At 64.6% G+C, this 21428-nt stretch carries 21 protein-coding genes; 10 read left to right on the top strand and 11 right to left on the bottom strand.

All coding sequences use genetic code 11. The annotated features are described in order from the left end of the window. Positions 1-293: 293 nt before the first annotated feature. Positions 294-1316, top strand: coding sequence for a DUF2891 domain-containing protein (locus NCR35_RS15160; protein ID WP_250534964.1), 1023 nt, complete (start codon positions 294-296; stop codon positions 1314-1316). 15 nt (positions 1317-1331) lie between these two features. Here the strand turns inward: NCR35_RS15160 and NCR35_RS15155 are convergent, their stop codons facing one another. Continuing rightward, entirely contained in the window at positions 1332-1649 is a 318-nt protein-coding gene (locus NCR35_RS15155; RefSeq protein ID WP_250534963.1) for a YnfA family protein, read from the bottom strand. Positions 1650-1726: 77 nt separating this feature from the next. Here NCR35_RS15155 and NCR35_RS15150 point away from each other — a divergent pair, with 77 nt between their 5' ends. Beyond that, positions 1727-3121, top strand: a complete 1395-nt coding sequence (locus NCR35_RS15150) for an MATE family efflux transporter (protein ID WP_502801679.1) — start codon at positions 1727-1729, stop codon at positions 3119-3121. Between the two features lie 4 nt (positions 3122-3125). On the opposite strand, the gene NCR35_RS15145 is transcribed toward NCR35_RS15150, so the two are convergent. Further along, complete coding sequence (locus NCR35_RS15145; RefSeq protein WP_250534961.1) at positions 3126-4103, bottom strand: alpha/beta fold hydrolase; 978 nt, start codon at positions 4101-4103, stop codon at positions 3126-3128. Between the two features lie 207 nt (positions 4104-4310). On the opposite strand from NCR35_RS15145, the gene NCR35_RS15140 reads away from it, so the two are divergent. The 3 genes from NCR35_RS15140 to NCR35_RS15130 are packed head-to-tail and all read left to right on the top strand — an operon-like array spanning position 4311 to position 5868. Continuing rightward, positions 4311-5069 carry a DNA/RNA non-specific endonuclease gene (locus tag NCR35_RS15140; RefSeq protein ID WP_244849873.1) on the top strand — a complete coding sequence of 253 codons (759 nt, stop codon included), beginning with the start codon at positions 4311-4313 and terminating at the stop codon, positions 5067-5069. Beyond that, positions 5062-5322 (top strand): hypothetical protein, encoded by a 261-nt coding sequence (locus NCR35_RS15135; protein ID WP_250534960.1) that lies wholly within the window; start codon positions 5062-5064, stop codon positions 5320-5322. Before NCR35_RS15140 ends, NCR35_RS15135 begins: the two co-directional genes overlap by 8 nt. A 27-nt stretch (positions 5323-5349) precedes the next feature. Next, positions 5350-5868, top strand: coding sequence for a methylated-DNA--[protein]-cysteine S-methyltransferase (locus NCR35_RS15130; RefSeq protein WP_250534959.1), 519 nt, complete (start codon positions 5350-5352; stop codon positions 5866-5868). Positions 5869-5942: 74 nt separating this feature from the next. On the opposite strand, the gene NCR35_RS15125 is transcribed toward NCR35_RS15130, so the two are convergent. Further along, positions 5943-6647 carry an OmpA family protein gene (locus NCR35_RS15125; protein ID WP_250534958.1) on the bottom strand — a complete coding sequence of 235 codons (705 nt, stop codon included), beginning with the start codon at positions 6645-6647 and terminating at the stop codon, positions 5943-5945. Positions 6648-6835: 188 nt separating this feature from the next. Continuing rightward, positions 6836-7477, bottom strand: coding sequence for a DUF2968 domain-containing protein (locus NCR35_RS15120; protein ID WP_250534957.1), 642 nt, complete (start codon positions 7475-7477; stop codon positions 6836-6838). A 720-nt stretch (positions 7478-8197) separates the two neighbouring features. On the opposite strand from NCR35_RS15120, the gene NCR35_RS15115 reads away from it, so the two are divergent. The 3 genes from NCR35_RS15115 to NCR35_RS15105 all read left to right on the top strand — a co-directional run bounded on the left by NCR35_RS15115 (position 8198) and on the right by NCR35_RS15105 (position 10435). Beyond that, the gene (locus NCR35_RS15115) at positions 8198-9709 is read left to right on the top strand and encodes an ATPase domain-containing protein (RefSeq protein WP_250534956.1); all 1512 of its coding nucleotides are present in this window, start codon (positions 8198-8200) and stop codon (positions 9707-9709) included. Continuing rightward, positions 9706-10062: a response regulator gene (locus NCR35_RS15110; protein WP_250534955.1), complete on the top strand. Its 357-nt coding sequence runs from the start codon at positions 9706-9708 to the stop codon at positions 10060-10062. The genes NCR35_RS15115 and NCR35_RS15110 overlap by 4 nt, the downstream gene beginning before the upstream one ends. A gap of 118 nt (positions 10063-10180) precedes the next feature. Then, a complete protein-coding gene (locus NCR35_RS15105; RefSeq protein WP_244816874.1) occupies positions 10181-10435 on the top strand; it encodes a CsbD family protein in 255 nt (84 codons plus the stop codon). 103 nt (positions 10436-10538) lie between these two features. On the opposite strand, the gene NCR35_RS15100 is transcribed toward NCR35_RS15105, so the two are convergent. The 4 genes from NCR35_RS15100 to NCR35_RS15085 all read right to left on the bottom strand — a co-directional run bounded on the left by NCR35_RS15100 (position 10539) and on the right by NCR35_RS15085 (position 16732). Next, complete coding sequence (locus tag NCR35_RS15100; protein ID WP_250534954.1) at positions 10539-11318, bottom strand: fumarylacetoacetate hydrolase family protein; 780 nt, start codon at positions 11316-11318, stop codon at positions 10539-10541. Between the two features lie 61 nt (positions 11319-11379). Beyond that, positions 11380-13587 carry an acetate--CoA ligase family protein gene (locus NCR35_RS15095; protein WP_250534953.1) on the bottom strand — a complete coding sequence of 736 codons (2208 nt, stop codon included), beginning with the start codon at positions 13585-13587 and terminating at the stop codon, positions 11380-11382. 90 nt (positions 13588-13677) lie between these two features. Continuing rightward, the gene (frc, locus tag NCR35_RS15090; RefSeq protein ID WP_175941045.1) at positions 13678-14934 is read right to left on the bottom strand and encodes a formyl-CoA transferase; all 1257 of its coding nucleotides are present in this window, start codon (positions 14932-14934) and stop codon (positions 13678-13680) included. A gap of 31 nt (positions 14935-14965) precedes the next feature. After that, on the bottom strand, positions 14966-16732 hold the full coding sequence (locus tag NCR35_RS15085) for a thiamine pyrophosphate-binding protein (RefSeq protein WP_250500279.1): 1767 nt from the start codon (positions 16730-16732) through the stop codon (positions 14966-14968). 337 nt (positions 16733-17069) lie between these two features. On the opposite strand from NCR35_RS15085, the gene sucC reads away from it, so the two are divergent. Together sucC and sucD are read left to right on the top strand one after the other, a co-directional pair. Next, positions 17070-18260, top strand: coding sequence for an ADP-forming succinate--CoA ligase subunit beta (gene sucC / locus NCR35_RS15080; RefSeq protein ID WP_250534952.1), 1191 nt, complete (start codon positions 17070-17072; stop codon positions 18258-18260). Positions 18261-18272: 12 nt separating this feature from the next. Then, entirely contained in the window at positions 18273-19145 is an 873-nt protein-coding gene (gene sucD, locus NCR35_RS15075; RefSeq protein WP_250534951.1) for a succinate--CoA ligase subunit alpha, read from the top strand. A gap of 82 nt (positions 19146-19227) precedes the next feature. Here sucD and NCR35_RS15070 read toward each other — a convergent pair whose 3' ends face one another. From NCR35_RS15070 to NCR35_RS15060, 3 genes are all read right to left on the bottom strand, one after another. Continuing rightward, the gene (locus tag NCR35_RS15070) at positions 19228-19959 is read right to left on the bottom strand and encodes a GntR family transcriptional regulator (RefSeq protein WP_175941041.1); all 732 of its coding nucleotides are present in this window, start codon (positions 19957-19959) and stop codon (positions 19228-19230) included. Beyond that, entirely contained in the window at positions 19949-20170 is a 222-nt protein-coding gene (locus tag NCR35_RS15065; RefSeq protein ID WP_250534950.1) for a hypothetical protein, read from the bottom strand. Before NCR35_RS15065 ends, NCR35_RS15070 begins: the two co-directional genes overlap by 11 nt. Positions 20171-20284: 114 nt before the next feature. Further along, positions 20285-21298, bottom strand: a complete 1014-nt coding sequence (locus NCR35_RS15060) for a 2-dehydropantoate 2-reductase (protein WP_250534949.1) — start codon at positions 21296-21298, stop codon at positions 20285-20287. Positions 21299-21428: the final 130 nt, after the last annotated feature.

Raw genomic sequence — 21428 nt, 5'->3', positions numbered from 1 at the left:
TTTTGGTGTTCTAAGCGCCCCCGCGCCCCCCCCGGCGGCCCCAAAGGCTCTCGGGGGGGGGGGCCCACCCCACCCCCCCCCCGCCCCCCCCCCCCCCCCCCAAACCGCGTGCCACGTGATCGGCGCGAAGCCCTTCCGGCAGCTTGCAACGAGTGTAGGCACGGCGGGCGGCGGACGAGCGGCGTTCTTGTCGCACACGGCTAGGTGATTTCCCCAATGAGAGACTTTATCGAGCATTTATCGATAAAGTCTCGGTTTCAGGCCGAATCGGATAACGGAAACGCGAGGTTTGCATGGACAAGCAGAAACCGGTCACGCTCGACGCCGCGCTCGCGTCGAAGTTCGCGCAAGTGGCGCTCGGCCATTTGACGCGCGAGTACCCCAACAAGCTCGATCACGTGCTGGCGAGCGATGCCGACGCGCAAAGCCCGCGCGCGCTGCATCCGATCTTCTACGGCAGCTTCGACTGGCATTCGTGCGTGCACGGCTACTGGCTGATCGCGCGCCTCTTCGACCGCTTTCCCGACCTGCCCGAAGCCGGACGCATTCGCGCGGTCATCGACGAGCATTTCACCGAGGCGAACGTCGCCGCCGAAGTCGCTTATCTGCAGCGCCCCGCGTCGCGTGGTTTCGAGCGGCCGTACGGCTGGGCGTGGCTGCTTGCGCTCGCGGGCCACTTGCACGCGATGCAGTCGGACGACGGCGCGCGCTGGGCGCGCACGCTGCAACCGCTCGCTGATGCGTTCGTCGATCGCTTCACGGAGTTCCTGCCGAAGTCGACGTATCCGCTGCGCGTGGGCACGCATTTCAACATGGCGTTCGCGTTGACGCTTTCGCTCGGCTACGCGCGCGCCGTCGGCAATGCGTCGTTCGAACGGCTGCTCGTCGAAACCGCGAGGCGCTGGTTCGAGAACGACGCGGGGTGTCAGGCGTGGGAGCCTGCGGGCGACGAGTTTCTGTCGCCTGCGCTGATGGAAGCGGTGCTCATGCGCCACGTTCTGCCCGAAGCGCGCTTCGTCGGCTGGCTCGATGCCTTCCTGCTGCGCCTCGCCGACCGGGAACCGGCGACGCTGTTCGTGCCCGCCACCGTCACGGACCGCAGCGACGGCAAGCTCGCGCATCTCGACGGCCTGAATTTGAGCCGCGCGTGGTGCCAGCGCACGATCGCGCGGGCGCTGCCGCCCGGTGATGCGCGCGTCGCCGTGCTCGAAGCGAGCGCCGCCGAGCACCTCGCGTCCGGCATAGAACACGTCGCGGGCGACTACATGGGCGAGCACTGGCTCGCGACGTTCGCGCTGCTCGCGCTCGAAGCGTGATGCCGACGTGACGCGTCAACGCGGCTGAAAGGCGATCACGCACATGCCGACGAGCGCGATCGCCGCGCCTGCCACGTCCCACGCGCTCGGCCGGATGCGCTCGACCGCCCACAGCCACGCAATCGCCACGCCGATATAGACGCCGCCATACGCCGCGTAGACGCGTCCGGCGGCGGCATCGTGCAAGGTCAAGAGCCACGCGAAAAGCGCGAGCGACAGCGCGCCCGGCACGATCAGCCACGGCGAGCCGCCGCCTTTGAGCCATCGGTACGGGAAATAGCAGCCCGCGATTTCGGCTATGGCGGTCGCGACATACAGCAGGAGAGTTCTCATCGCAGGGCGAAGGCGCTGACTGGAATCGCATTATCGGCTGGGCCCGGACGTTGCGCCGTCGCCCTGCGCTGACGACAATGTCGCGTTTCCCACCGACGCCCTTCGAAGCCCACTTGACCGCTCCCGACGATTCCTCGCAACGCGCCGCCCTGCCCACGCACTGGCATCGCCGCGTCCTGACGCTCGCCTTTCCCATCGTCCTCTCGAATCTGACGCAGCCGATTCTCGGCGCGGTCGATACCGCCGTCGCCGGCCATCTCGACGGCCCGCAGTATCTCGGCGGCGTGGCGCTCGGCGGGCTCGTCTTCAGCTTCGTGTTCTGGGGCTTCGGCTTTCTGCGCATGGGCACGACGGGATTGGTGGCGCAGGCGTTCGGCGCGCGCGATGCCGCCGCGCTGCGCGCACACGTGCTGCGCGCGCTGATGCTGGCGCTCGCGATCGGCGTGGCCGTGCTCGCGCTGCAAGCGCCGATCATCCGCTATGCGCTCGCCGCGCTCGGCGGCAGCGCGGCCGTGCAGCAGACGGCGAGCGCGTATTGCCACGCGCGCATCTGGGCCGCGCCGTTCGCGCTCGGCAACTACGCGGTGCTCGGCTATCTGCTCGGCTGCCAGCGCGTGCGGCTCGCGCTCGCGACGCAGGTGTTCATCAACGCGGCGAACATCGTCGCGGTGCTGCTCTTCGTGTATCGCTTCGGCTGGGGCATTGCGGGCATCGGCGCGGCGACCGCCTTCGCGGACTTTGGCGGCTTCGTGTTCGGTCTCGCGATTCTCTGGCGTCTGCGCGAGCCTGGTTTGCCGCCGCTCGCGCTCCGCAGTCTGATCGATGCACGCGCGATCAGGCGCCTCATCGCCCTCAACCGCGACATCTTCGTGCGCACGCTGTGTCTGCTCGGCGCGTTCGGCTGGTTCGCGCACGTCGGCGCGCGTCAGGGCGACACGATTCTCGCCGCGAACGCCCTTCTGCTGAACTTCCAGACCTTCATGGCATTCGGGCTCGACGGCTTCGCGCACGCCGCCGAAGCGCTGGTCGGCGCGGCCGCCGGTGCGCGCGACCGACACGCGTTCCGTCAGGCCGTCAGGGTGACGATGCTGTGGTCGGCCATCGGCGCGGCGGGCTTTTCCGTCGTCTATTGGCTGGGCGGCGAATGGATCATCGGACGGCTGACGGATCAGGCGGCCGTGCGCGCGGCGGCGCTGCGCTTCCTGCCGTGGGCGGCGATTCTGCCGCTCGTGTCCGTCGCCGGGTTTCAACTCGACGGCGTGTTCATCGGCGCGACCGGCACGCGCGAACTGATGCGCGCGATGGCCGCATCGGCCGTCGTCTTTCTGGTCGCGGCGTGGGTCTTCACGGGCGCGCTCGGCAATCACGGGCTATGGCTCGCGCTCACCGTTTTCATGGTCGCGCGAGGCGTCACGCTGTTGGTTCAGCTGCCTTCGGTCGAGCGGGCGTCGTGCGCGGGCGAATCGCGGTGAAGCGTCATTCGGCTTTCGGTTGCAGCGCCGCGAGCCCCTCCAACAACGCCTTATGAAACACCGCCGGCTCCTGCATCTGCGGCGCGTGACCGGCGTCCGGAAACTCGACGAGCGTCGCGTTCGGAATCCGCTCCTTCGCCCGTTTCGCCAATTCGGGATAGCGCCCGAGCGTCGCGCGAATGTCGGGCGGCGCGAGATCCTTGCCGATGGCCGTCGTGTCTTTGTCGCCGATCAGCAATAGCGTCGGCGTCTTCAACTTATCGAATTCGTAGACAACGGGCTGCGTATAGATCATGTCGTACAGCAGCGCCGAATTCCACGCGACGATATCCTTCCCCGGCCCGCGATACATGCCCGCGAGCATCTGCACCCACGGCTCGTAGTCGTCGCGCCACTGGCCCGCGTAATACGTGTTCTTCTCGTAATTGCGAATGCCCTCGGCGCTCGTCTTGAGCTCGCGCGCATACCAGTCGTCGATGGAAATGGACGGCACGCCCTTCGCCTTCCAGTCCTCTAGCCCGATCGGATTGACGAGCGCCAGTTGCTCGGTCTCCTGCGGATACATGAGCGCGTATCGAACCGCGATCATGCCGCCCGTCGAGTGCGCGATCAGCGTCGCGCGATTCACGCCGAGCGCGCCGAGCAGCGCGTGCGTGTTGCGCGCCAGTTGCTGGAAGCTGTACTGATACCGCTCGGGCTTCGTCGACTTGCAAAAGCCGATCTGATCCGGCGCAATCACACGATAGCCCGCATCGGACAACGTCTCGATCGTCTCTTTCCACGTCGCCGCGCAGAAGTTCTTGCCGTGCAGCAGCACCGCGGTGCGCCCGTTCGGATGCGCCGGATGCACGTCCATATACGCCATGCGCAGCACCTGCCGCTGTGACGTGAACGCAAAGCGTGCGACCGGATACGGATAGTCAAAGCCCTGCAACTCGGGACCGTACGCGGGTTCATCGGCGGATGCGGGCGCTGCAGTCATCGACGAAACACAGCAAGCGAAAGCAAGCAGCAAGGACCGCGCGAAGAGAGGCATCGATTTCATGGGCTGTTTTTATCGAGATGAATGGCCCGAGCGATTCTAGCGCGCGGCAAGCCCTTATACTGTGCCGCCCTCGCTGACCGCGCGTCGAATCGAGCGCAGCCGGGGGCGTTTCAGGGCATCGCAATCAGTCGGGATTTTCAAAGCATGCAAGCAAGGTTCAAGGCACTCGTCGCCGCGCTGCTCGGCGCCGTGTGCATCAGCGCGGTCGCGAACGACTGCCCTCAGTTCAGCCCGTCCGGGCGCGAACCGGTCGTGACGAACGCGAAGATGCGCGCGTCCACGCAGGAAATCTGCTATTCGGACTTCGCGCTCCTGCACTCGGGCGTCACGCACGGGCCGCTGTGGTCGGCGGAACATCTCACGGCGCAGAGCGTCGATGACGCGAAGGACAACACGCGCACCAATCGCTTCTTCGTCGACAAGCGGCTGCCGCGCGGCGACAGCGCGCAACTCGACGACTACAAGCGCAGCGGCTACGACCGCGGCCACATGAGCCCGGCGGGCGACCGCGCGAGCAAGCAGGGCATGGCCGAATCGTTCTCGCTCGCGAACATCGTGCCGCAGGACCCGTCGAACAACCGGCGCATCTGGTCGCGCATCGAGCAGGCGGTGCGCCGGCTCACGGAGGAATCGGGCGAGGCGTACGTCGTCACCGGTCCGCTGTTCTCGGGCCGGCAGTTGCAGACGATCGGCGAATCGCGCGTGTTCGTGCCGACGCAGTTGTACAAGGTCGTGTATTTGCCGCAGCGGCAAGTTGCGTTCGCGGTGGTCGTCGAGAACACGCCGACGAATACCTATACGATGAAGACCGTGCGCGAACTCGAAGCCATGAGCGGTCTCGCGTTTCCCGGCATTCCGGACGCGCTCAAAGACAAACGAATTGGAGGATTGAGAGGTGTTTAAGCCCTTTGCCAACGATACCGACGCCCTGAACATCGCGGGCGACGCCATCAACATCGTCAACGGCAAGACGCGCGTGACGATCAGCGGCGATCTGACCATCGCGCGGGACCAGGCCGGCCTCGCCGCCGCGAAGGCGCTGCACGACGCGCTCGGCGCCATCGTCGAGTCGCTCGCGAGGGACGCGCACCTCCCGGCGAAGCTGCCGGACGAGCCGCCCGCGCCCACCGGCACGGCCGACAATCCGTTCATCTGACGGCATCGCGCGTCACGAGAGCGCAGCGTGATCGAATGCCACGTCCGCCCGAGTCCGCTCGGCCCCATTCTGTATCGCGCCGAGGACGCGCATCTGACCGGCCTCTTTTTCGTCGGGCAGAAGCACTTTCCCGCCGGGCTGCCGCCGCACGCGATTGTCCACGACGGCCGGCCCGCGCCGCGCGTGATCGAAGCCGCGTGCGATGAAATCGCCGAGTATTTCGCCGGTGAGCGGCTGACGTTTTCAGTGCCGGTCAGGCTGCGCGGCACGCCGTTTCAGCAGCAGGTCTGGGACCTTTTGCGTCAGATTCCTTTCGGCGATGCGTGGACTTACGGCGATCTCGCGCGGCGGCTCGGCTTGCCGCCCGGCGCATCGCGGGCCGTGGGCGGCGCGAACGGGCGCAATCCGGTGGCGATCATCGTGCCGTGTCATCGCGTGATCGGCGGCGACGGCGAGTTGACGGGCTACGCCGGCGGCGTGGACCGAAAACGATCGCTCCTGACGCTCGAAGGCGGCCGGGGACGCGAGCAACTCGCCCTCTTCTGAGCGTCGCGACGACGAAAAAAAGCTCGCGGACCGTGCGGACCGCGAGCTTCCTAAATTGGCGACGCCTGAGCGCGTTATTGCGTCAGCACGACTTCCACGCGACGGTTCTCGGCACGGCCGGCGCTCGTCGCGTTCGATGCGATCGGGTTGGACTCGCCGTAAGCCTTCGTCGCGAAGTCCTGCGCTTGCAGGCCGTGGGTCTTCAGGTACTCGAGCACGGCGCGCGCGCGGCGCTGCGACAATGCGACGTTGTACGACGCCGAACCGATGGAATCCGTATAACCCTGCACCACGACGGACGAGAACGTCACGCCGCGACCTTCGGCGATGAGCTTGTCGAGAATGGCGCGGGCTTTCGGCGTGAGTTGCGCGCTATCGAACGCGAAATTGGTCTTCTCGTCGAGCGTGACCTTGCGCACCGGCGCGATGACCGGCGTCGCGGCGACCACCGGCTGCGGCTCGGCCTGCTGAACGGGCGTCTGCGCAACCGGGGCTTGCTGCGGCATCCCGCACGTGAAGACGACTTCGCCCGCGTTGCCCGGCGCATTCGTGCCTTCTACGTTTTGCAACACATTGACCGGCTGATTTCCACACATTTTCTGCGCGGCTTGCATGCACGAACTGCCGTTCTGGAATACGCCGTAGCATTCGGCACGAAACGCCTTCTGCCCGCTCGATGTCTGGATTTCATTGACATTGAACGTGGGCCCGGAAGTGGTGGAGCAACCTGCGAGCACAGCGGCGGCAGCGAGAACGGCGGCAACGGTTTTCTTAGGCATCTTTGATTCGATTGGAGAACGCGAGATCTGGATTCAGGCGCGCTATGTAATACGGCATGACGCCTGATGTTTCCCGGCTTGAATGAAAGCGGGCGTTTTGAAGCGTTGCGATTCTAGCAACGCGTTTTGCATTTCCCGCCGGGATAAATCCCAAATTTCTCGAACTTTTCCGAGTCGCGAATGAGTCGTTATTTTCCCGTTGCGGAAAGATCGCCGTCGGCCTGCTTCTGCAACTCCTGCACGCGCAATTGCAGCGCGCGAAGCTGTGCCTGCGCCGCCGCCTGCTCGGTGCGCAATTGGCGAATAGCGTCCTGCTCCGCTTGCTGATGACTCGCCACTTCGCTTTGCTGCGCGTGAGCGACATCGAGATCAGCCTGCAAGCGATTCGCGCGCTCCTGTTGCGCGGCGATCTGCCGCTGGGCGAAAGCCGTTTCCGCTTCGAGCTTGATGCGGCGAATTTCCGCATCGGCCAGCGTCACCGACGACTTCGCGAAATCCGAATAAACCGATTCGGCGCGCGCCTCGTTTTGCGTCTTCAATACGCGCCAGAATTTGTCGAGTTGAAACAACGCAGCGTAATACGTCATTTGCTCGCGATAATACGCGAGGCTCGCGCCGTAACTGCCGTTCACGGTTTTCCGCAGAACGATGAGCTTGCCGTCGCGGGTCAACGCTTCTAATTCCGCGACGTCGCCGTTAGAGAGCGGCGCATTGGCCGGCGTATCGGGCGCGCGGGCGGATTGTGCTTCGACGGGCGCGGCGCCGACGCTCATCGATAACGCGCAAAAGCCCACGGTCAGCGCCAGTTTCGAAACAGCCACGCGTTTCATTGCAATCTTCCCAGGCCATCGACAGATGGAATCAGCCTGGATTATGACGAGACGCCGCGATGAATGCGAGCCGGTTTTAGAGCGGCGTTATGCGAATTGCGGACGCTTGTTTCTCGCTTCCGATATGTTCACCGTTTCGCGATTACCCGGCGCTTGAAGCGGAGAAAATATGCGCGAGTCCGTAGGTGAAACGGGCATCGGCGAGAAAATGCCGCTATCGGCGGTGAAAACAAACGGCACAGCCGAAAGAATATGCGGGTCCGGCAAGGGCTCGGCGGCTCGTGAAGGCGTAGCGGACGAGAGCAGGTAAGAAGTGAGACAGGCGGCGAGCGCGACGGCGCTCCAGATCGAGTGCGAACGGTTCATGGCGAGGAAAGCAGAGGCTGGCGCGACGCGCCGGGAGGCGGAGCCGGAGAACGCGCGGCTCTACGACATCGAGGAGCGTATTTGACCAGCGGCGACGTCCGCCGCCCATGAGACGGTTCTCAAACTGCCATTGTCCGGGACAAAGCGGGCATGGAAGCCACGGGCTCGGAATATGCAAGGCCGAAGCGCAACGCACTCGTGAGGACCGCTTGCGCCGGCGGCGCGGACCGTAATCGAGCCGCTCCACAAAGCCCGCGCGCGAATGCGAGCGATTCAAACGGCGACATGTTGCCCATAGTCAGCCATAATTCGCGTTCTGTACGAGCCGCTTCGGCGAGTAAAAACGAAAATTTCATGAGCCAAGACGACAATCTCCCCTCCGAACCTGCACCCGAGCGCCCCGCGAACGACGACAACGTCACCACGGGCGTCCCGGGCCTGGACGAAATACTCGGCGGCGGCTTTGTCGGGGGCGGGCTCTACATGATCGAAGGCATGGCGGGCGCCGGCAAGACGATTCTTTCGTCACAGATCGGCTTTCATCGCGTCGCGCAAGGCGACAAGGTGCTGTACGTCACGCTCATCGCGGAATCGCACACCAAGCTGCTCTCGCATTTGCGCGCGCTGTCCTTCTACGACGCCAACGCCATTTCCGGCCGCATGCTTTTCGTGAGCGGCTATCACGAACTCATGCGCGACGGCCTTTCCGGCTTTCTCGCGCTGATCGCTTCCACGATCAAGTCGAGCCGCCCGCGCTTCATGGTGATCGACGGCTTTCGCAGCGCGCGCGAGTTCAGCTCGACGGAACTGGAACTCTCGCAGTTCATCCACGAGCTTTCGGCGTTCGTCAGCGCGGCCCGCTGCACCACGCTGATTCTCGCTCCGCTCTCGGGCAACGAGCCGCATCCGGAGCACACGCTCGTCGATGGACTGATCGAACTGAACCGCTTCAGCACCGGCATGCGCCGCGCGCGCGAGATCGAAGTGCATAAGCTGCGCGCCCGCGACCATCTGCTCGGCAAGCACTTCTTCAGCATCTCGAACAACGGCCTCGTCGCGTATCCGCGTCTCGAGGCTTCGCGCGCGAACCAGCACGCGCCACGCCACTACGATACGAAGCTGTCGTTCGGTTTTCCCGAGTTCGACCGCATGATGGGCGGCGGCGTGGCGCGCGGCTCGACGACGACGCTCGTCGGGCCTTCCGGTGTCGGCAAGACGCTGCTCGGGCTCAAGTTCCTGCAGGCGGGCGTCGAACGCGGCGAGCATTGCGTCTATTTCGGTCTGTACGAATCGCCAGCCCGGCTGATTGCAAAGGCGCGGTCGGTCAATATCGATCTGACCGACGCGGCGAAGGACGGGCGCCTTGCGATCGAGTGGCATTCGGCGGTGGAACTTTCCATCGACGAACTCGCGGCGCAACTGCTCGACGTCGTCGCGCGCACGAATGCATCGCGGCTCGTGGTGGACGGCATCGACGGCTTTCAGCAGTCGGCGAACCGCGCGGAACGTTTCGGGCTGTTCCTGAACGCGCTCACTTTGCGACTGCGCGAGGCCGGCGTCACGACCATCGTCACCGAGGAACTGCCGCTCTACGGCGAATCCGCGCCGCCCAGCACCATGCGCGCGTCGGCGATGACCGAGAACATCGTCCTCATGCGCTATGTCGAGGCGAATTCCGCGCTCTACCGCATGGTGTCCGTCGTCAAGCAGCGCGAGAGCGCGCACGATTCCGGCATTCGCCGCCTGACGATCGATGCGCGCGGCCTGCACATCACGGAGAGCTTCATCGGGCCGACAGGCATCCTGTCCGGCCATCCGTCGCTCTCCCCTGCGCTGTCCGTGTCGGATCCCGGCCCGCGCACATGAAAAAGATCCTTGTCGTCGACGACGAATTCGACATCCTGACCACCTGGCGGCTCGTGCTGGAGATGGAAGGCTACGAGGTGACGACGGCGTCCAACGGACGCATTGCGCTCGATGCCGCCAACATGAACGCGCCGGACATCATCATTACCGACTGGATGATGCCGCACATGGACGGCGTCGAGTTGATCCGCAGTCTCGCGCAAAGCGATACGCTCAACAAGGTGCCGGTTATTCTGATGAGCGCCGCCGCGAACGCGCCGGAACTCGATCATCCCGACGCGCGGTTCCGCAGAAAGCCGCTTTCCATCGACGATTTGCTCACGCTGGTGGCGGATCTGGCGAGCCGCAGGTGAGCGGGCGGCGCGGTGGGCACGAAGCGTGCTCTATCGTCCGTTCCGGCGCTGCCGGTTGATTCGAAGCAGTAACGGGGCAATACCAACGCAAACCGCTTCAACGAGAATGGGAGGCACCATGGTGCAAGATCAAGTGGAAGGCACGGCTCAAAACGTGGTCGGCAAGGTGCAGGACGCGGTCGGCGCTCTGACGGGCGATTCGGGCACGCAGGTGGAGGGCAAGGCGCGTCAGGCGCTCGGCTCGCTGCAGCAGACGTACGGGCAGACGCTCGACAACGTTCGCAGTGTCGTCTCGGATCAGCCGATCAACGGCGTTCTGATTGCTGCGGCCGTCGGGTTCCTGCTGGGCGCGTTGTGGAATCGCGATCGGTAGTCTTCAAGCGCGACGCGCTGCCGGTTAAGGCAGCGCGCACGCCTTCGAGCGACAAAGCCGGCGTCTCGCGCGCCGGCTTTGTCGTTTGTGGCGGTATTACGCTCTACGCGGCGAGCACATTCGACAACGTGCCGATCCCCGCGATCGATACATCGACGCGCGCGCCGTCCTTGATCGACCCGACGCCGATGGACGTGCCGCACGCGATCACGTCGCCGGGCGCGAGCGACATGTCGTGCGAAATGAGGCTCACTTGCTCGGCGGGCGAGAAAATCATGTCGTCGAGCGGGTAGTTCTGGCGCTCGACGCCTTCCACCGTGGTCACGACATTCGCGCTGCGCCAGTCGAAACCGCTGACGATTCCCGGCCCGAGGCACGTGAACGTGTCGAAGCCCTTCGAGCGGCACCACTGCGCGAAGTTGGGATCTTCCTGAAGCAGTTCGATCGCGGTGACGTCGTTCACGCAGGTAAAACCGAAAATCGCATCCTCGGCTTCTTCCACCGACGCGCACGACACCGCCTTGCCGATCACGATGCCCAGTTCACCCTCGTAGGCGATCTTGCCGTGATAATTCTTCGGCCGGCGAATCGATTCGTTCGGCCCGATCACCGACATCGGCGGCTTGATCAGAAAGAGCGGATGCTGCGGCGGCGCCTTGTCGAGCTTCTGCGAGAGCGCGTAATAGTTGTTCCAGAGCGCGATGACCTTGCTCGGCTCGCAGGGCGCGAGCAGCGTGAGGTCGTCCACGGGAAAGGAGATGTCGGTCGGGCGCGGCTGGTCGAACAGCGCGCCGTCGTGCTGAACGACGCGGCCCGAGCGCTCGTCGAGCGTGCCGAAGCCGATATGCCCGTCGGCATCGCGAAAACGTATCCAGGTGGTCACGGAAGTCCTTAGTTGTCGGCGCGTTGTAGGCGCGAGCCGCGGCCCACGCCGTATTCCCGGATCAGATCAGGCCCGCGCCGCGCGCCCACTTGTATTTCGCGCCGAGCACCGCGACGGGCAACTCGGTCGAATACGCGTAGGCCGGCACGCCGTGTTCGTACAGATACTCGGCGGCCTCCTCCACCTGCACGTCGCCGGCCAGCGACGCCACGATCGGCTTCTCGATGCCGCGCGCCTTCATCTCCTCCTTCACTTCGATCACGAGTTTGGCGAAGACCATCGGCGGCGTGATGATCGTGTGCCAGTAGCCGAGAATGATCGAATGGATGCGGTCGTCTTCCAGCCCGAGCTTGATGGTGTTCTTGTACGTGGTCGGCGGCTCGCCGCCCGTGATATCGACCGGATTGCCCGCCGCGCCGAACGGCGGGATGAACTTGCGGAACGCGGCGTCGAGATCGTCGGGCATGGTCATCAGCGAAAGGCCGTTGTCCACGCAGGCGTCCGAGAGCAGCACGCCCGAGCCGCCCGCGCCCGTGATGATGACCGTGTTCTCGCCCTTCGGCGTCGGCAGCTTCGGAATGCCGCGCGCGAATTCGAGCAGATCGCGCAGCGACCGCGCGCGGATCACGCCGCATTGCGCGAACACGTCCTCGTAGATCTTGTCGTTGCCCGCGAGCGCGCCGGTGTGCGAACTTGCCGCGCGCGCGCCCAAGCTCGTTCTGCCCGCCTTCAGCACGACGACCGGCTTTTTCTTCGACACGCGCCGCGCGGCTTCCGCGAAGGAACGCCCATCCTTCAGATCTTCGCAGTGCTGCGCGATGATCTCGGTGTTGTCGTCTTGCTCGAAGAACGTGAGCAGATCGTCCTCGTCGATATCGCTCTTGTTGCCGAGGCCGACGATGGCCGACACGCCCATCTTCGCCGAACGCGAAAAGCCGATGATCGCCATGCCGATGCCGCCCGATTGCGACGAGAGCGCCGCCTTGCCCTTCACGTCGTACGGCGTGCAGAACGTCGCGCACAGGTTCTTCGGCGTGTAGTAAAAGCCGTAGATGTTCGGGCCCATCATGCGGATGTCGTACTGACGCGCAATGCGCACGAGCTCTTCCTGCCCCTCCTGATTGCCCGTTTCGGCGAAGCCGGACGGAATCAGCACCGCGCCGGGAATCTGCTTCTCGCCCACCTCCACCAGCGCCTGCGCGACGAACTTGGCGGGAATCGCGAACACGGCCACGTCGATCACGCCCGGCACGTCTTTCACGCTCTTGTACGCCTTGCGGCCCATGATCTCGTCGGCTTTCGGGTGGATCGGATAGATGGTCCCCTGATAGCCGCCGTTGATCAGGTTCTTCATGACCGAGTTGCCGATCTTGCCGTCCTCGTTCGACGCGCCGATCACCGCGACCGCATCCGGCTTCATGATGCGGTTCATCTGCCTGACGATCTGCTCCTGCGTCGGGCGATAACGCGGCTCGGCCGGCTCGAAGTCCATCACGATGCGCACGTCCGCCGCCACTGCGCCGCTCGGGCTCGCGAAGACCGGGTTCAGGTCCATCTCGGAGATTTGCGGGAAGTCGTCGACGAGGCGCGACACGCGCTCGATCAGCGTCACGAGCGCGTCGCGATTCACGGCCTCCGAACCGCGCACGCCGCGCAGGACATCGGCGGCCTGAATGCCGTCGAGCATCGACGCGGCTTCTTCGCGCGTGACGGGCGCCAAGCGGAACGTCACGTCCTTCAGCACTTCGACGAGCACGCCGCCGAGTCCGAACGCGATCAGCTTGCCGAACGACGGGTCCGTGACCGCGCCGATGATGACTTCCTGCCCCGCGCCGACCATCTGCTGAACCTGCACGCCAACGATGGTCGCGTTCGCGTCGTACTTCTTCGCGTTCTCGATGATGGTCGCGAAGCCCGCCTTCACGTCCGCTTCGTTCTTCACGCCGACGAGCACGCCGCCCGCCTCCGTCTTGTGCAGAATCTCCGGTGAGACGATCTTCAGCACCACGGGGAAGCCGATGAAGGACGCGAGCTTGGCCGCGTCCTCGGCGCTGGTCGCGACGCCTTCCTGCGGCACCGAGATACCGTAGGCGTCGCAGACGAGTTTGCCTTCCGGCGCGGTCAGCGACGTGCGGCCCTCGGCCTTCACCCGCTCGAAGATTTCCGCGACGCGGCGCTTGGCGTCGGCCGCGTGCAACGGCACGACGTTCGATGCCGGCGTGGAAGATTGGACTGTTTCGCTGCGTTCCTGGACGACCGTGCTGTTCATTTTGGCGTGTCTCCGTGTGTTCGAGGACGTGTCTGGACCGCGCGCCGCCCGTTGCGGGCAGCGCGCGAAGGGCGCATCGGGAGTGAAGGCTCAGATCGCGCCGAGGCTCTTCAGCGTGGCGATCTGGTCAGGCGTGTAGCCGAGCTCGGCCATGACTTCATCCGTGTGTTCGCCGAGCAGCGGCGAGCGCACGACTTCCGTCGGGCTGTCCGAGAGCTTGATCGGGTTGCCGACCGTCAGGTATTTGCCGCGCACCGGATGGTCCACTTCCACGACCGTGCCGGTCTTTCTGAGCGACGGTTCTTCGGCGATTTCTTTCATCGAGAGAATCGGGCCGCAGGGAATGTCGTGCTTGTTCAGGATCTCCATCGCCTGGAACTTGGTCTTCGACATGGTCCAGCGCTCGATTTCCGCGAAGATTTCCTTGAGACGCGGCAGGCGAGCGTTCGGCGTTTTGTAATCCGGATGCTCGATCCACTCTTCCTTGCCGATGACCTTGCAGATCTCGCCCCACACCGGCGCCTGCGTAATGAAGTAGATGTACGCGTTCGGATCGGTTTCCCAGCCCTTGCACTTGAGAATCCAGCCCGGCTGGCCGCCGCCTGACGCATTGCCCGCGCGCGGCACCGCGTCGCCGAACTTGCCGTTCGGATACTGCGGGTACTCCTTCATCACGCCGGTGCGCTCGAGCCGCTGCTGGTCGCGCAATTTCACGCGGCACAGATTGAGCACGCCGTCCTGCATGGCCGCGAGCACTTTCTGCCCGCGCCCCGTGCGGTTGCGCTGATAAAGCGCCGTCACGATGCCGAGCGCGAGATGCAGCCCCGTGCCGGAATCGCCGATCTGCGCGCCGGTGACGGTCGGCGGGCCGTCGTCGAAACCCGTGGTCGATGCCGCGCCGCCCGCGCACTGCGCGACGTTCTCGTAGACCTTGCAGTCTTCGTACGGCCCCGGCCCGAAGCCCTTGACGGAGGCCACGATCATCGCCGGGTTCAGCTCCTGGATGCGCTCCCACGTGAAGCCCATGCGATCGAGCGCGCCCGGCGCGAAGTTCTCGACGAGCACGTCGCACTTCTTGACGAGCGTTTCGAGCACTTTCTTGCCCTCGGGATTCTTCGTGTCGATGGTGATCGACCGCTTGTTGTGGTTGAGCATCGTGAAGTAGAGACTGTCGGCATCGGGGATATCGCGCAGTTGTTCCCGCGTGATGTCGCCCGCGCCGGCGCGCTCCACTTTGATGACGTCCGCGCCGAACCACGCCAGCAACTGCGTGCAGGTCGGACCCGATTGAACGTGCGTGAAATCGAGGATGCGTACGCCATCCAGTGCCTTGCCCGAGGTGTTCATGGCTGTCTCCCTGTGTCTTCGATCGCGTTCTTTATTTGTACATGGTCTGGGCCATCGTGCCAGGCGCGTATACCGTAGGATCGACCCAGATATTGATGACCGCGCTCTTGCCCGTCTTCGCGATCGACTCGCGCGCCCGCTGCAACGCGCCCGCGATCTTCGATGCTTCGTACACTTCCTCGCCGTAGCCGCCGAGCATTTCGGCGAAGCGGCCATACGGCACGTCCGAGAGCAGATTGCCGACGTTGCCGCGCTCTTCGCCGTATTTCGCGAGTTGGCCGTAGCGAATCTGGTTCATTGCCGAGTTGTTGCCGATCACCGCGATATACGGCACGCCGAAGCGGTTGGCCGTTTCCATGTCGAACGAGGTCATGGAGAACGCGCCGTCGCCGTAGTAGCAGAGCACTTCCTTCTCCGGATTAGCGAGACCCGCCGCGATGGCGAAGCCCGTGCCGACGCCGAGCGAGCCCAGCGCGCCGGGGTCCATCCACTGGCCGGGGCGGCGCGGACGCACGGCTTGCGCCGAGATCGTGACGACGTCGCCGCCATCGCCGATATAAATGGTGTCGTCGGATAGGAACTGGTTGATCTCGTGCGCGACGCGGTACGGATGGATCGGGCTTGCATCCGACGTGAAGAGCGGCATGAGCTTGGCGGTCGCGGTTTCTTCCGCCGCCGCGAGTTCGCGCATCCAGGCCTGGCGCGACTGGCGCTTGTCGTTCTTCAGCCGGCCGCTCGCGGCTTGCAGCACCGCGCCGAGAATCGCGCCCGGATCGCCGACGAGCCCGAGGTCGATATCGCGGTTCTTGCCGACCGTGCGGTAGTCCATGTCGATCTGCACCAGCTTCAGCTCTTTGCTGATGCGCTTGCCATAACCCATGCGGAAATCGAACGGCGTGCCGACGATCACGATCAGATCCGCCTTCGCGAAAGCCTGCGAGCGCGTGCGGTCGAAGTGATGCGGATCTCCCGGCGGCAACAGGCCGCGGCTTGCGCCGTTGAAGTAGCCGGGAATATCGAGGCCGCGCAGCAGCGCGATGGCTTCTTCGTGGCCGCGCGCCGTCCAGACTTGCTGGCCGTAGAGAATCGCCGGGCGCTCGGAGTTCACGAGCAGATCGGCGAGCTTTTCGATGTCCTTCGGGTCGCCCACCGATTTCGTCGATGCGCGATAGCGTCCGGGCTGCGGAATCACGGCCTTGCTGACGTCGATTTCACGGTCCAGCACGTCGCGCGGAATCTCCAGATACGCCGGGCCGGGCGCGCCGTTAAACGCTTCGCGCGCGGCCATCGAGACCATGTCGGCGACGCGCTCGGTGCTCGGCACGGTCGCCGCGAACTTGGTGATGGGCGACATCATGTCGACGTGCGGGAGGTCTTGCAGCGAGCCCATCTTGTGCTGCGTGAGCGCGCCCTGCCCGCCGATATGGATGATCGGGCTTTCCGAGCGAAACGCCGTGGCGACGCCCGTGACCGCGTTCGTGCAGCCGGGGCCGGCCGTCGTCACGACGCAGCCGAGCTTGCCCGTCTGACGCGCGTAACCGTCGGCGGCGTGCGCGGCGACCTGCTCGTGGCGCACGTCGATGATGCGGATGCCCTCATCGACGCAGCCGTCGTAGATATCGATGATGTGGCCGCCGCACAGCGTGAAGATGGTATCGACGCCCTCGTTCTTGAGGGCGCGCGCAACGAGATGGCCGCCCGAGATGACGCCCGCGCCGCGCGTCTTTTGCTTGAGCGTGTCATCGGCGGTGGTGGTGGCTGGAGCGACTTCCGGACGGCTGCTGACGACTTCGGACATGTGGTGTCTCCTCCTCGAATGGGGTGATGTTCTTCGCTCAGGACCTCGCGCTGTTGTCCCGTTGCTGTGATATACAATATTCCACACACAGTATTAGTCAACGAAGTTGTGATCGGAAAAAACCCTGTGATGCGGTGCATGATCGACTTTCGACTCGGCAGGCCCGGCGTGCCACGCTCACTCATGCTGCAACGCAAAACGGCCCGTAGCTAACATTGCCATCTTGATATGTGATATATCTCATATCAGCGCTGACCGCTGCATTCGTCACGCGCATCCACGACAACGTCCGGAGCGCTCGGGCTGTCCGCACGCGCCGGACGCAACAGGAGACGCAATGAACATTCACGAATATCAAGCGAAGGCGCTGCTGCGAAAGTACGGCGTCGCGGTGCCGCAAGGCCGCGTCGCGTTCACGGCGCAGGAGGCCGCGGATGCCGCCAGCGCGCTCGGCGGCCCGGTCTGGGTCGTCAAGTCGCAGATTCATGCGGGGGGACGTGGCGCGGGCCGGTTTGCCAACGATCCGGAGGGCAAAGGCGGTGTGCGCGTGCTGAAGTCGGTGGAAGACGTGCGCGAGAACGCTCAGAAGATGCTGTCCTCCGTGCTCGTGACGAAGCAGACCGGACCGGCCGGCAAGGAAGTCAAGCGCCTCTATATCGAGGAAGGCTGCGACATCGCGCGCGAGCTGTATCTCGGCATGCTCGTCGACCGGGCCACATCGCGCATCACGATCATGGCGTCGACCGAAGGCGGCATGGAGATCGAGGAAGTCGCGCATCGCACGCCCGAGAAGATTCTCAAGGTCGCGATCGATCCCGCGACCGGCCTCCAGCCCTTTCACACGCGGCAAGTTGCGTTCGGCCTGGGGCTCTCTGGCAATCAGGTGAAAGCGGCGTCGAAGTTCATCGCCGCGCTGTATCAGGCCTTCGTGGAACTCGACGCATCCGTGGTCGAGGTCAATCCGCTCGTGGTGACCGGTTCCGGCGACGTCATGGCGCTCGACGCGAAGCTCAATTTCGACGACAACGCGCTGTATCGCCATCCGGACGTCGAAGCCTTGCGCGACGAAGACGAAGAAGACGCCGCCGAAATCGAAGCCGCGAAGCACGGGCTCAACTACGTGAAGCTAGACGGCAGCATCGGCTGCATGGTGAACGGCGCGGGCCTCGCGATGGCCACCATGGACATCATCAAGCTATACGGCGGCGAGCCGGCGAACTTCCTCGACGTGGGCGGCGGCGCGACGCAGGAACGCGTCGCGACCGCGTTCAAGCTGATTCTGCGCGACCCGAAGGTGCAAGGCATTCTCGTCAACATCTTCGGCGGCATCATGCGCTGCGACGTGATCGCGCAAGGCGTCGTCGCGGCGTCGCGGGAAGTGGACCTGCGCGTGCCGCTCGTCGTCCGCCTGGCCGGCACGAATGTCGATGCGGGCCGCGAAATCCTGCGCACGTCCGGTCTCACCATCATCTCCGCCGAAAACCTCGCCGACGCCGCCGACAAGATCGTCAGCGCCGTCCACCATTGAGAGGAAGCCCCCATGAGCGTCTTGATCGACAAGAACACGAAGGTGATCTGCCAGGGCTTCACCGGCGCGCAAGGCACCTTTCACTCCGAGCAGGCGATTGCATACGGCACGCGGATGGTCGGCGGCGTCACGCCCGGCAAGGGCGGCACGACGCATCTCGACCTGCCGGTCTTCGACACGGTGGCCGATGCGGTCGCGAAAACGGGCGCCGACGCGTCCGTGATCTACGTGCCGCCGCCCTTCGCCGCCGATGCGATCCTCGAAGCCATCGACTCCGACGTGCCGCTGATCGTCTGCATCACGGAAGGCATCCCGGTGCTCGACATGCTGCGCATGAAGCGCGCGCTCGCGGGCTCGGCGAGCCGGCTCGTCGGGCCGAACTGTCCGGGCGTCATCACGCCGGGCGCGTGCAAGATTGGCATCATGCCGGGACACATTCATCAGCCGGGGAAGATCGGCGTGGTGTCGCGCTCGGGTACGCTGACCTACGAGGCCGTCGCGCAGACGACCGCGGCCGGGCTCGGCCAGACGACGTGCATCGGCATTGGCGGCGATCCGGTGAACGGGACGAACTTCATCGACTGCCTGTCGCTTTTCCTCGCCGACGACGCGACGGAAGGCATCATCATGATCGGCGAGATCGGCGGTTCGGCGGAGGAAGAAGCGGCGCAGTTCCTGAAGGACTCGAAGACGAAGAAGCCGGTGGTCGGCTTCATCGCCGGGACGACCGCGCCGCCGGGACGCCGCATGGGCCACGCGGGCGCGATCATCTCCGGCGGCTCGGGCACGGCGAGCGCGAAGATCGACGCGATGAAATCGGCGGGCATCCACGTAGCCGATTCGCCGGCGGCGCTCGGCGAAACGATGCTGCGGGCGATGCGCTAGCGCGTCTTGCGGGCGCATGAAAAAAAGGCCGCACGGCGATTTGCCTGCGGCCTTCTGTTTTACTGCTCCTGCTGCCCGAATCTCAATCCAGAAAATCGCAGTTCGCCTCGACGAACGCCGCGAGATCCAGCGAATGCTGCCTCACGAGCCGCTCGACGAGCTCGGTGTCGCGCTTTTCCAGCGCCTCGATGATGCGCATGTGATCGACGATCGAGCGCGACGCGCGGTCGCTCTGCGAGATCGTCATCTTCCGGATGGCGCGCACGTGCACGAAGATGTTCTTGATCGTGTCGAAGATGATCTGCGACTTCGACAGCCGCACGATAGCCTGATGGAACGCGATATTTGCTTCCGAGTACTCGTCGATATGCTCGGCCGGCGTGCTGTCGCGGAAATTGTCGAACATGTGGCGAAGCTGGGCGATTTCCTCGTCCGTCGCGCGCTGCGTGGCAAGGCGCGCCGCCATGCTTTCGAGCGCCGCCCACATGTGAATCATCTCGACGATCTCGCGCTTGGTCTTGCGCAGGATATACACCCCGCGGCGCGGCACCGTGCGCAGAAAGCCTTCCTGCTCCAAGAGCGTCATGGCCTCGCGGATAGGCGTTCGCGAGACGCCCAACGCTTCCGTCAGCTCTTTTTCGTCCAGACGGATTTCTTCCCGCGAACGGTAGATGTCCGCCTCCGCAATCGCCTGCCGCAGTTTCGCGTACGCCTGATCGCGCAGCGAAACCGTGGCGTTGATCGGCTCCAGCGAGAGCGTCAGCCCGTTCGGGCGAACTTCCGGTCTGTCTACGGATTGAGTATCAGATGGCATTGATGGCTTGGTTTCCCATTTGCGGACGGTCCGCGACGACGCGCTTGCCCGAACCGCCGTTCTGGTCGTCCGCCGCGAGTCCGGCAAAGCGACCGTGTTCCTGTGCGCGCTGCAGCATGTCCTGCGGCACCGCCGACGCAATGATAAACGTAACGCCCACACCCACGGCAACCAGTGCGATCCCAACGACAACCAACAAGGCGATGCTCATTTCAGGCTCCAGTCAAATCACTCAAGAGCCTTTAGTATATGTTGCGTCGCAACAGGACGCAACATATTTTGCATCTTGTATATCAGAAACAACGCTGGTGCCCTTAGAGCCAGTTTAGGCCGCTTTTTGCGTTTGCGGCGGTGCAGGCGCCCGGGCGGTCCCCTGATTCACCGCTTCGCGCAGCTTGATCAATGCGAGGACCGCATCGATCATCGGCGTTTCCACGTGCACCAGGCGGCCGATTTCCTGCACGACCGTAATCAACGGGTCGATCTCCATGGGACGGCCGGCTTCGCAGTCCATCAGCATCGACGTTTTATGCGCGCCAACCGCCGCCGCGCCGTTGATACGCCGCTCCACGTCCACGCGGAAGTTGACGCCGATCTTGTCGCCGATCGCCTTCGCTTCCAGCATCATCGCCTTCGAGAGCGCGCGGGTGCCGGGGTCGCTCGTGAGGACATCGAGCGTGGCGTGCGTGAGCGCGCTGATCGGATTGAAGCAAAGGTTGCCCCAGAGCTTCAGCCAGATTTCATCGCGGATGTTGTCGCGCATGGGCGCTTCCATGTCGGCGGCGGCCATGATGTCGTGCAGTGCCTGAAGGCGCGGCGTGGTTTCCCCGCTCGGCTCGCCGATCGGAAACTTCTTGCCGTAGTGATGTTCGATGACGCCCGGCTCCACGATTTCCGCCGCTGGAAGCAGCACGCAGCCGATGGCCCGCTCGGGTCCGAACACGCTCCATTGCCTCCCGCCCGGATCGATGCTTTGCAGCGTCGTGCCGGCGAGCGCGCCGCCGTGCTGATAGAAGTACCAGTAAGGCAAGCCGTTGACCGCCGTGACGATGGCCGTGTCCGGTCCGAGCAGCGGCGGCATCAGGTCGACGACGCCCGGCACCGAATGCGCCTTCAACGCGATGATCACGTAGTCCTGCGGCCCGAGTTCGGCGGGATTGTTCGTGCAGCGCACTTTGACCGTGTGCTCCTCGCCGTCGATCCTGAGCCGCACGCCGTTCGCCTGCATCGCCGCGAGGTGCGGCCCGCGCGCCACGAAGCTGACGTCCGCCCCGGCCCGCGCGAGTTGCGCGCCCATGTAACCGCCGATGGCTCCGGCGCCATACACGCAGATCTTCATGCTCGTCTCCTAGAGTCGTAGTCTTGCGGTCTTCTGATATACAAGATACTACATTCCACGCTCACCCGGAACAAGGCGATTCGTGCGGCGGCAGACGAGCGAAAACCCGCATGCGGCGGCGGTCTTACGG

Origin of the sequence: Caballeronia sp. AZ10_KS36 (assembly GCF_023631105.1) — a bacterium.
In the GTDB taxonomy this organism is placed as follows: Bacteria; Pseudomonadota; Gammaproteobacteria; order Burkholderiales; family Burkholderiaceae; genus Caballeronia.
This window is presented reverse-complemented; position numbering and strand designations above follow the sequence as displayed.

Bases quoted from the DNA above. Each gene is read 5' to 3' on its own strand.
- NCR35_RS15150 (WP_502801679.1), top strand. From the start codon at position 1,727: ATGTCGCGTTTCCCACCGACGCCCTTCGAAGCCCACTTGACCGCTCCC.
- NCR35_RS15155 (WP_250534963.1), bottom strand. From the start codon at position 1,649: ATGAGAACTCTCCTGCTGTATGTCGCGACCGCCATAGCCGAAATCGCG.
- frc (WP_175941045.1), bottom strand. From the start codon at position 14,934: ATGAACACCTCGGGCAAGGCACTGGATGGCGTACGCATCCTCGATTTC.
- sucC (WP_250534952.1), top strand. From the start codon at position 17,070: ATGAACATTCACGAATATCAAGCGAAGGCGCTGCTGCGAAAGTACGGC.
- NCR35_RS15110 (WP_250534955.1), top strand. From the start codon at position 9,706: ATGAAAAAGATCCTTGTCGTCGACGACGAATTCGACATCCTGACCACC.
- NCR35_RS15125 (WP_250534958.1), bottom strand. From the start codon at position 6,647: ATGCCTAAGAAAACCGTTGCCGCCGTTCTCGCTGCCGCCGCTGTGCTC.
- sucD (WP_250534951.1), top strand. From the start codon at position 18,273: ATGAGCGTCTTGATCGACAAGAACACGAAGGTGATCTGCCAGGGCTTC.
- NCR35_RS15065 (WP_250534950.1), bottom strand. From the start codon at position 20,170: ATGAGCATCGCCTTGTTGGTTGTCGTTGGGATCGCACTGGTTGCCGTG.
- NCR35_RS15140 (WP_244849873.1), top strand. From the start codon at position 4,311: ATGCAAGCAAGGTTCAAGGCACTCGTCGCCGCGCTGCTCGGCGCCGTG.
- NCR35_RS15105 (WP_244816874.1), top strand. From the start codon at position 10,181: ATGGTGCAAGATCAAGTGGAAGGCACGGCTCAAAACGTGGTCGGCAAG.
- NCR35_RS15085 (WP_250500279.1), bottom strand. From the start codon at position 16,732: ATGTCCGAAGTCGTCAGCAGCCGTCCGGAAGTCGCTCCAGCCACCACC.
- NCR35_RS15115 (WP_250534956.1), top strand. From the start codon at position 8,198: ATGAGCCAAGACGACAATCTCCCCTCCGAACCTGCACCCGAGCGCCCC.
- NCR35_RS15060 (WP_250534949.1), bottom strand. From the start codon at position 21,298: ATGAAGATCTGCGTGTATGGCGCCGGAGCCATCGGCGGTTACATGGGC.
- NCR35_RS15095 (WP_250534953.1), bottom strand. From the start codon at position 13,587: ATGAACAGCACGGTCGTCCAGGAACGCAGCGAAACAGTCCAATCTTCC.
- NCR35_RS15120 (WP_250534957.1), bottom strand. From the start codon at position 7,477: ATGAAACGCGTGGCTGTTTCGAAACTGGCGCTGACCGTGGGCTTTTGC.
- NCR35_RS15160 (WP_250534964.1), top strand. From the start codon at position 294: ATGGACAAGCAGAAACCGGTCACGCTCGACGCCGCGCTCGCGTCGAAG.
- NCR35_RS15145 (WP_250534961.1), bottom strand. From the start codon at position 4,103: ATGACTGCAGCGCCCGCATCCGCCGATGAACCCGCGTACGGTCCCGAG.
- NCR35_RS15070 (WP_175941041.1), bottom strand. From the start codon at position 19,959: ATGCCATCTGATACTCAATCCGTAGACAGACCGGAAGTTCGCCCGAAC.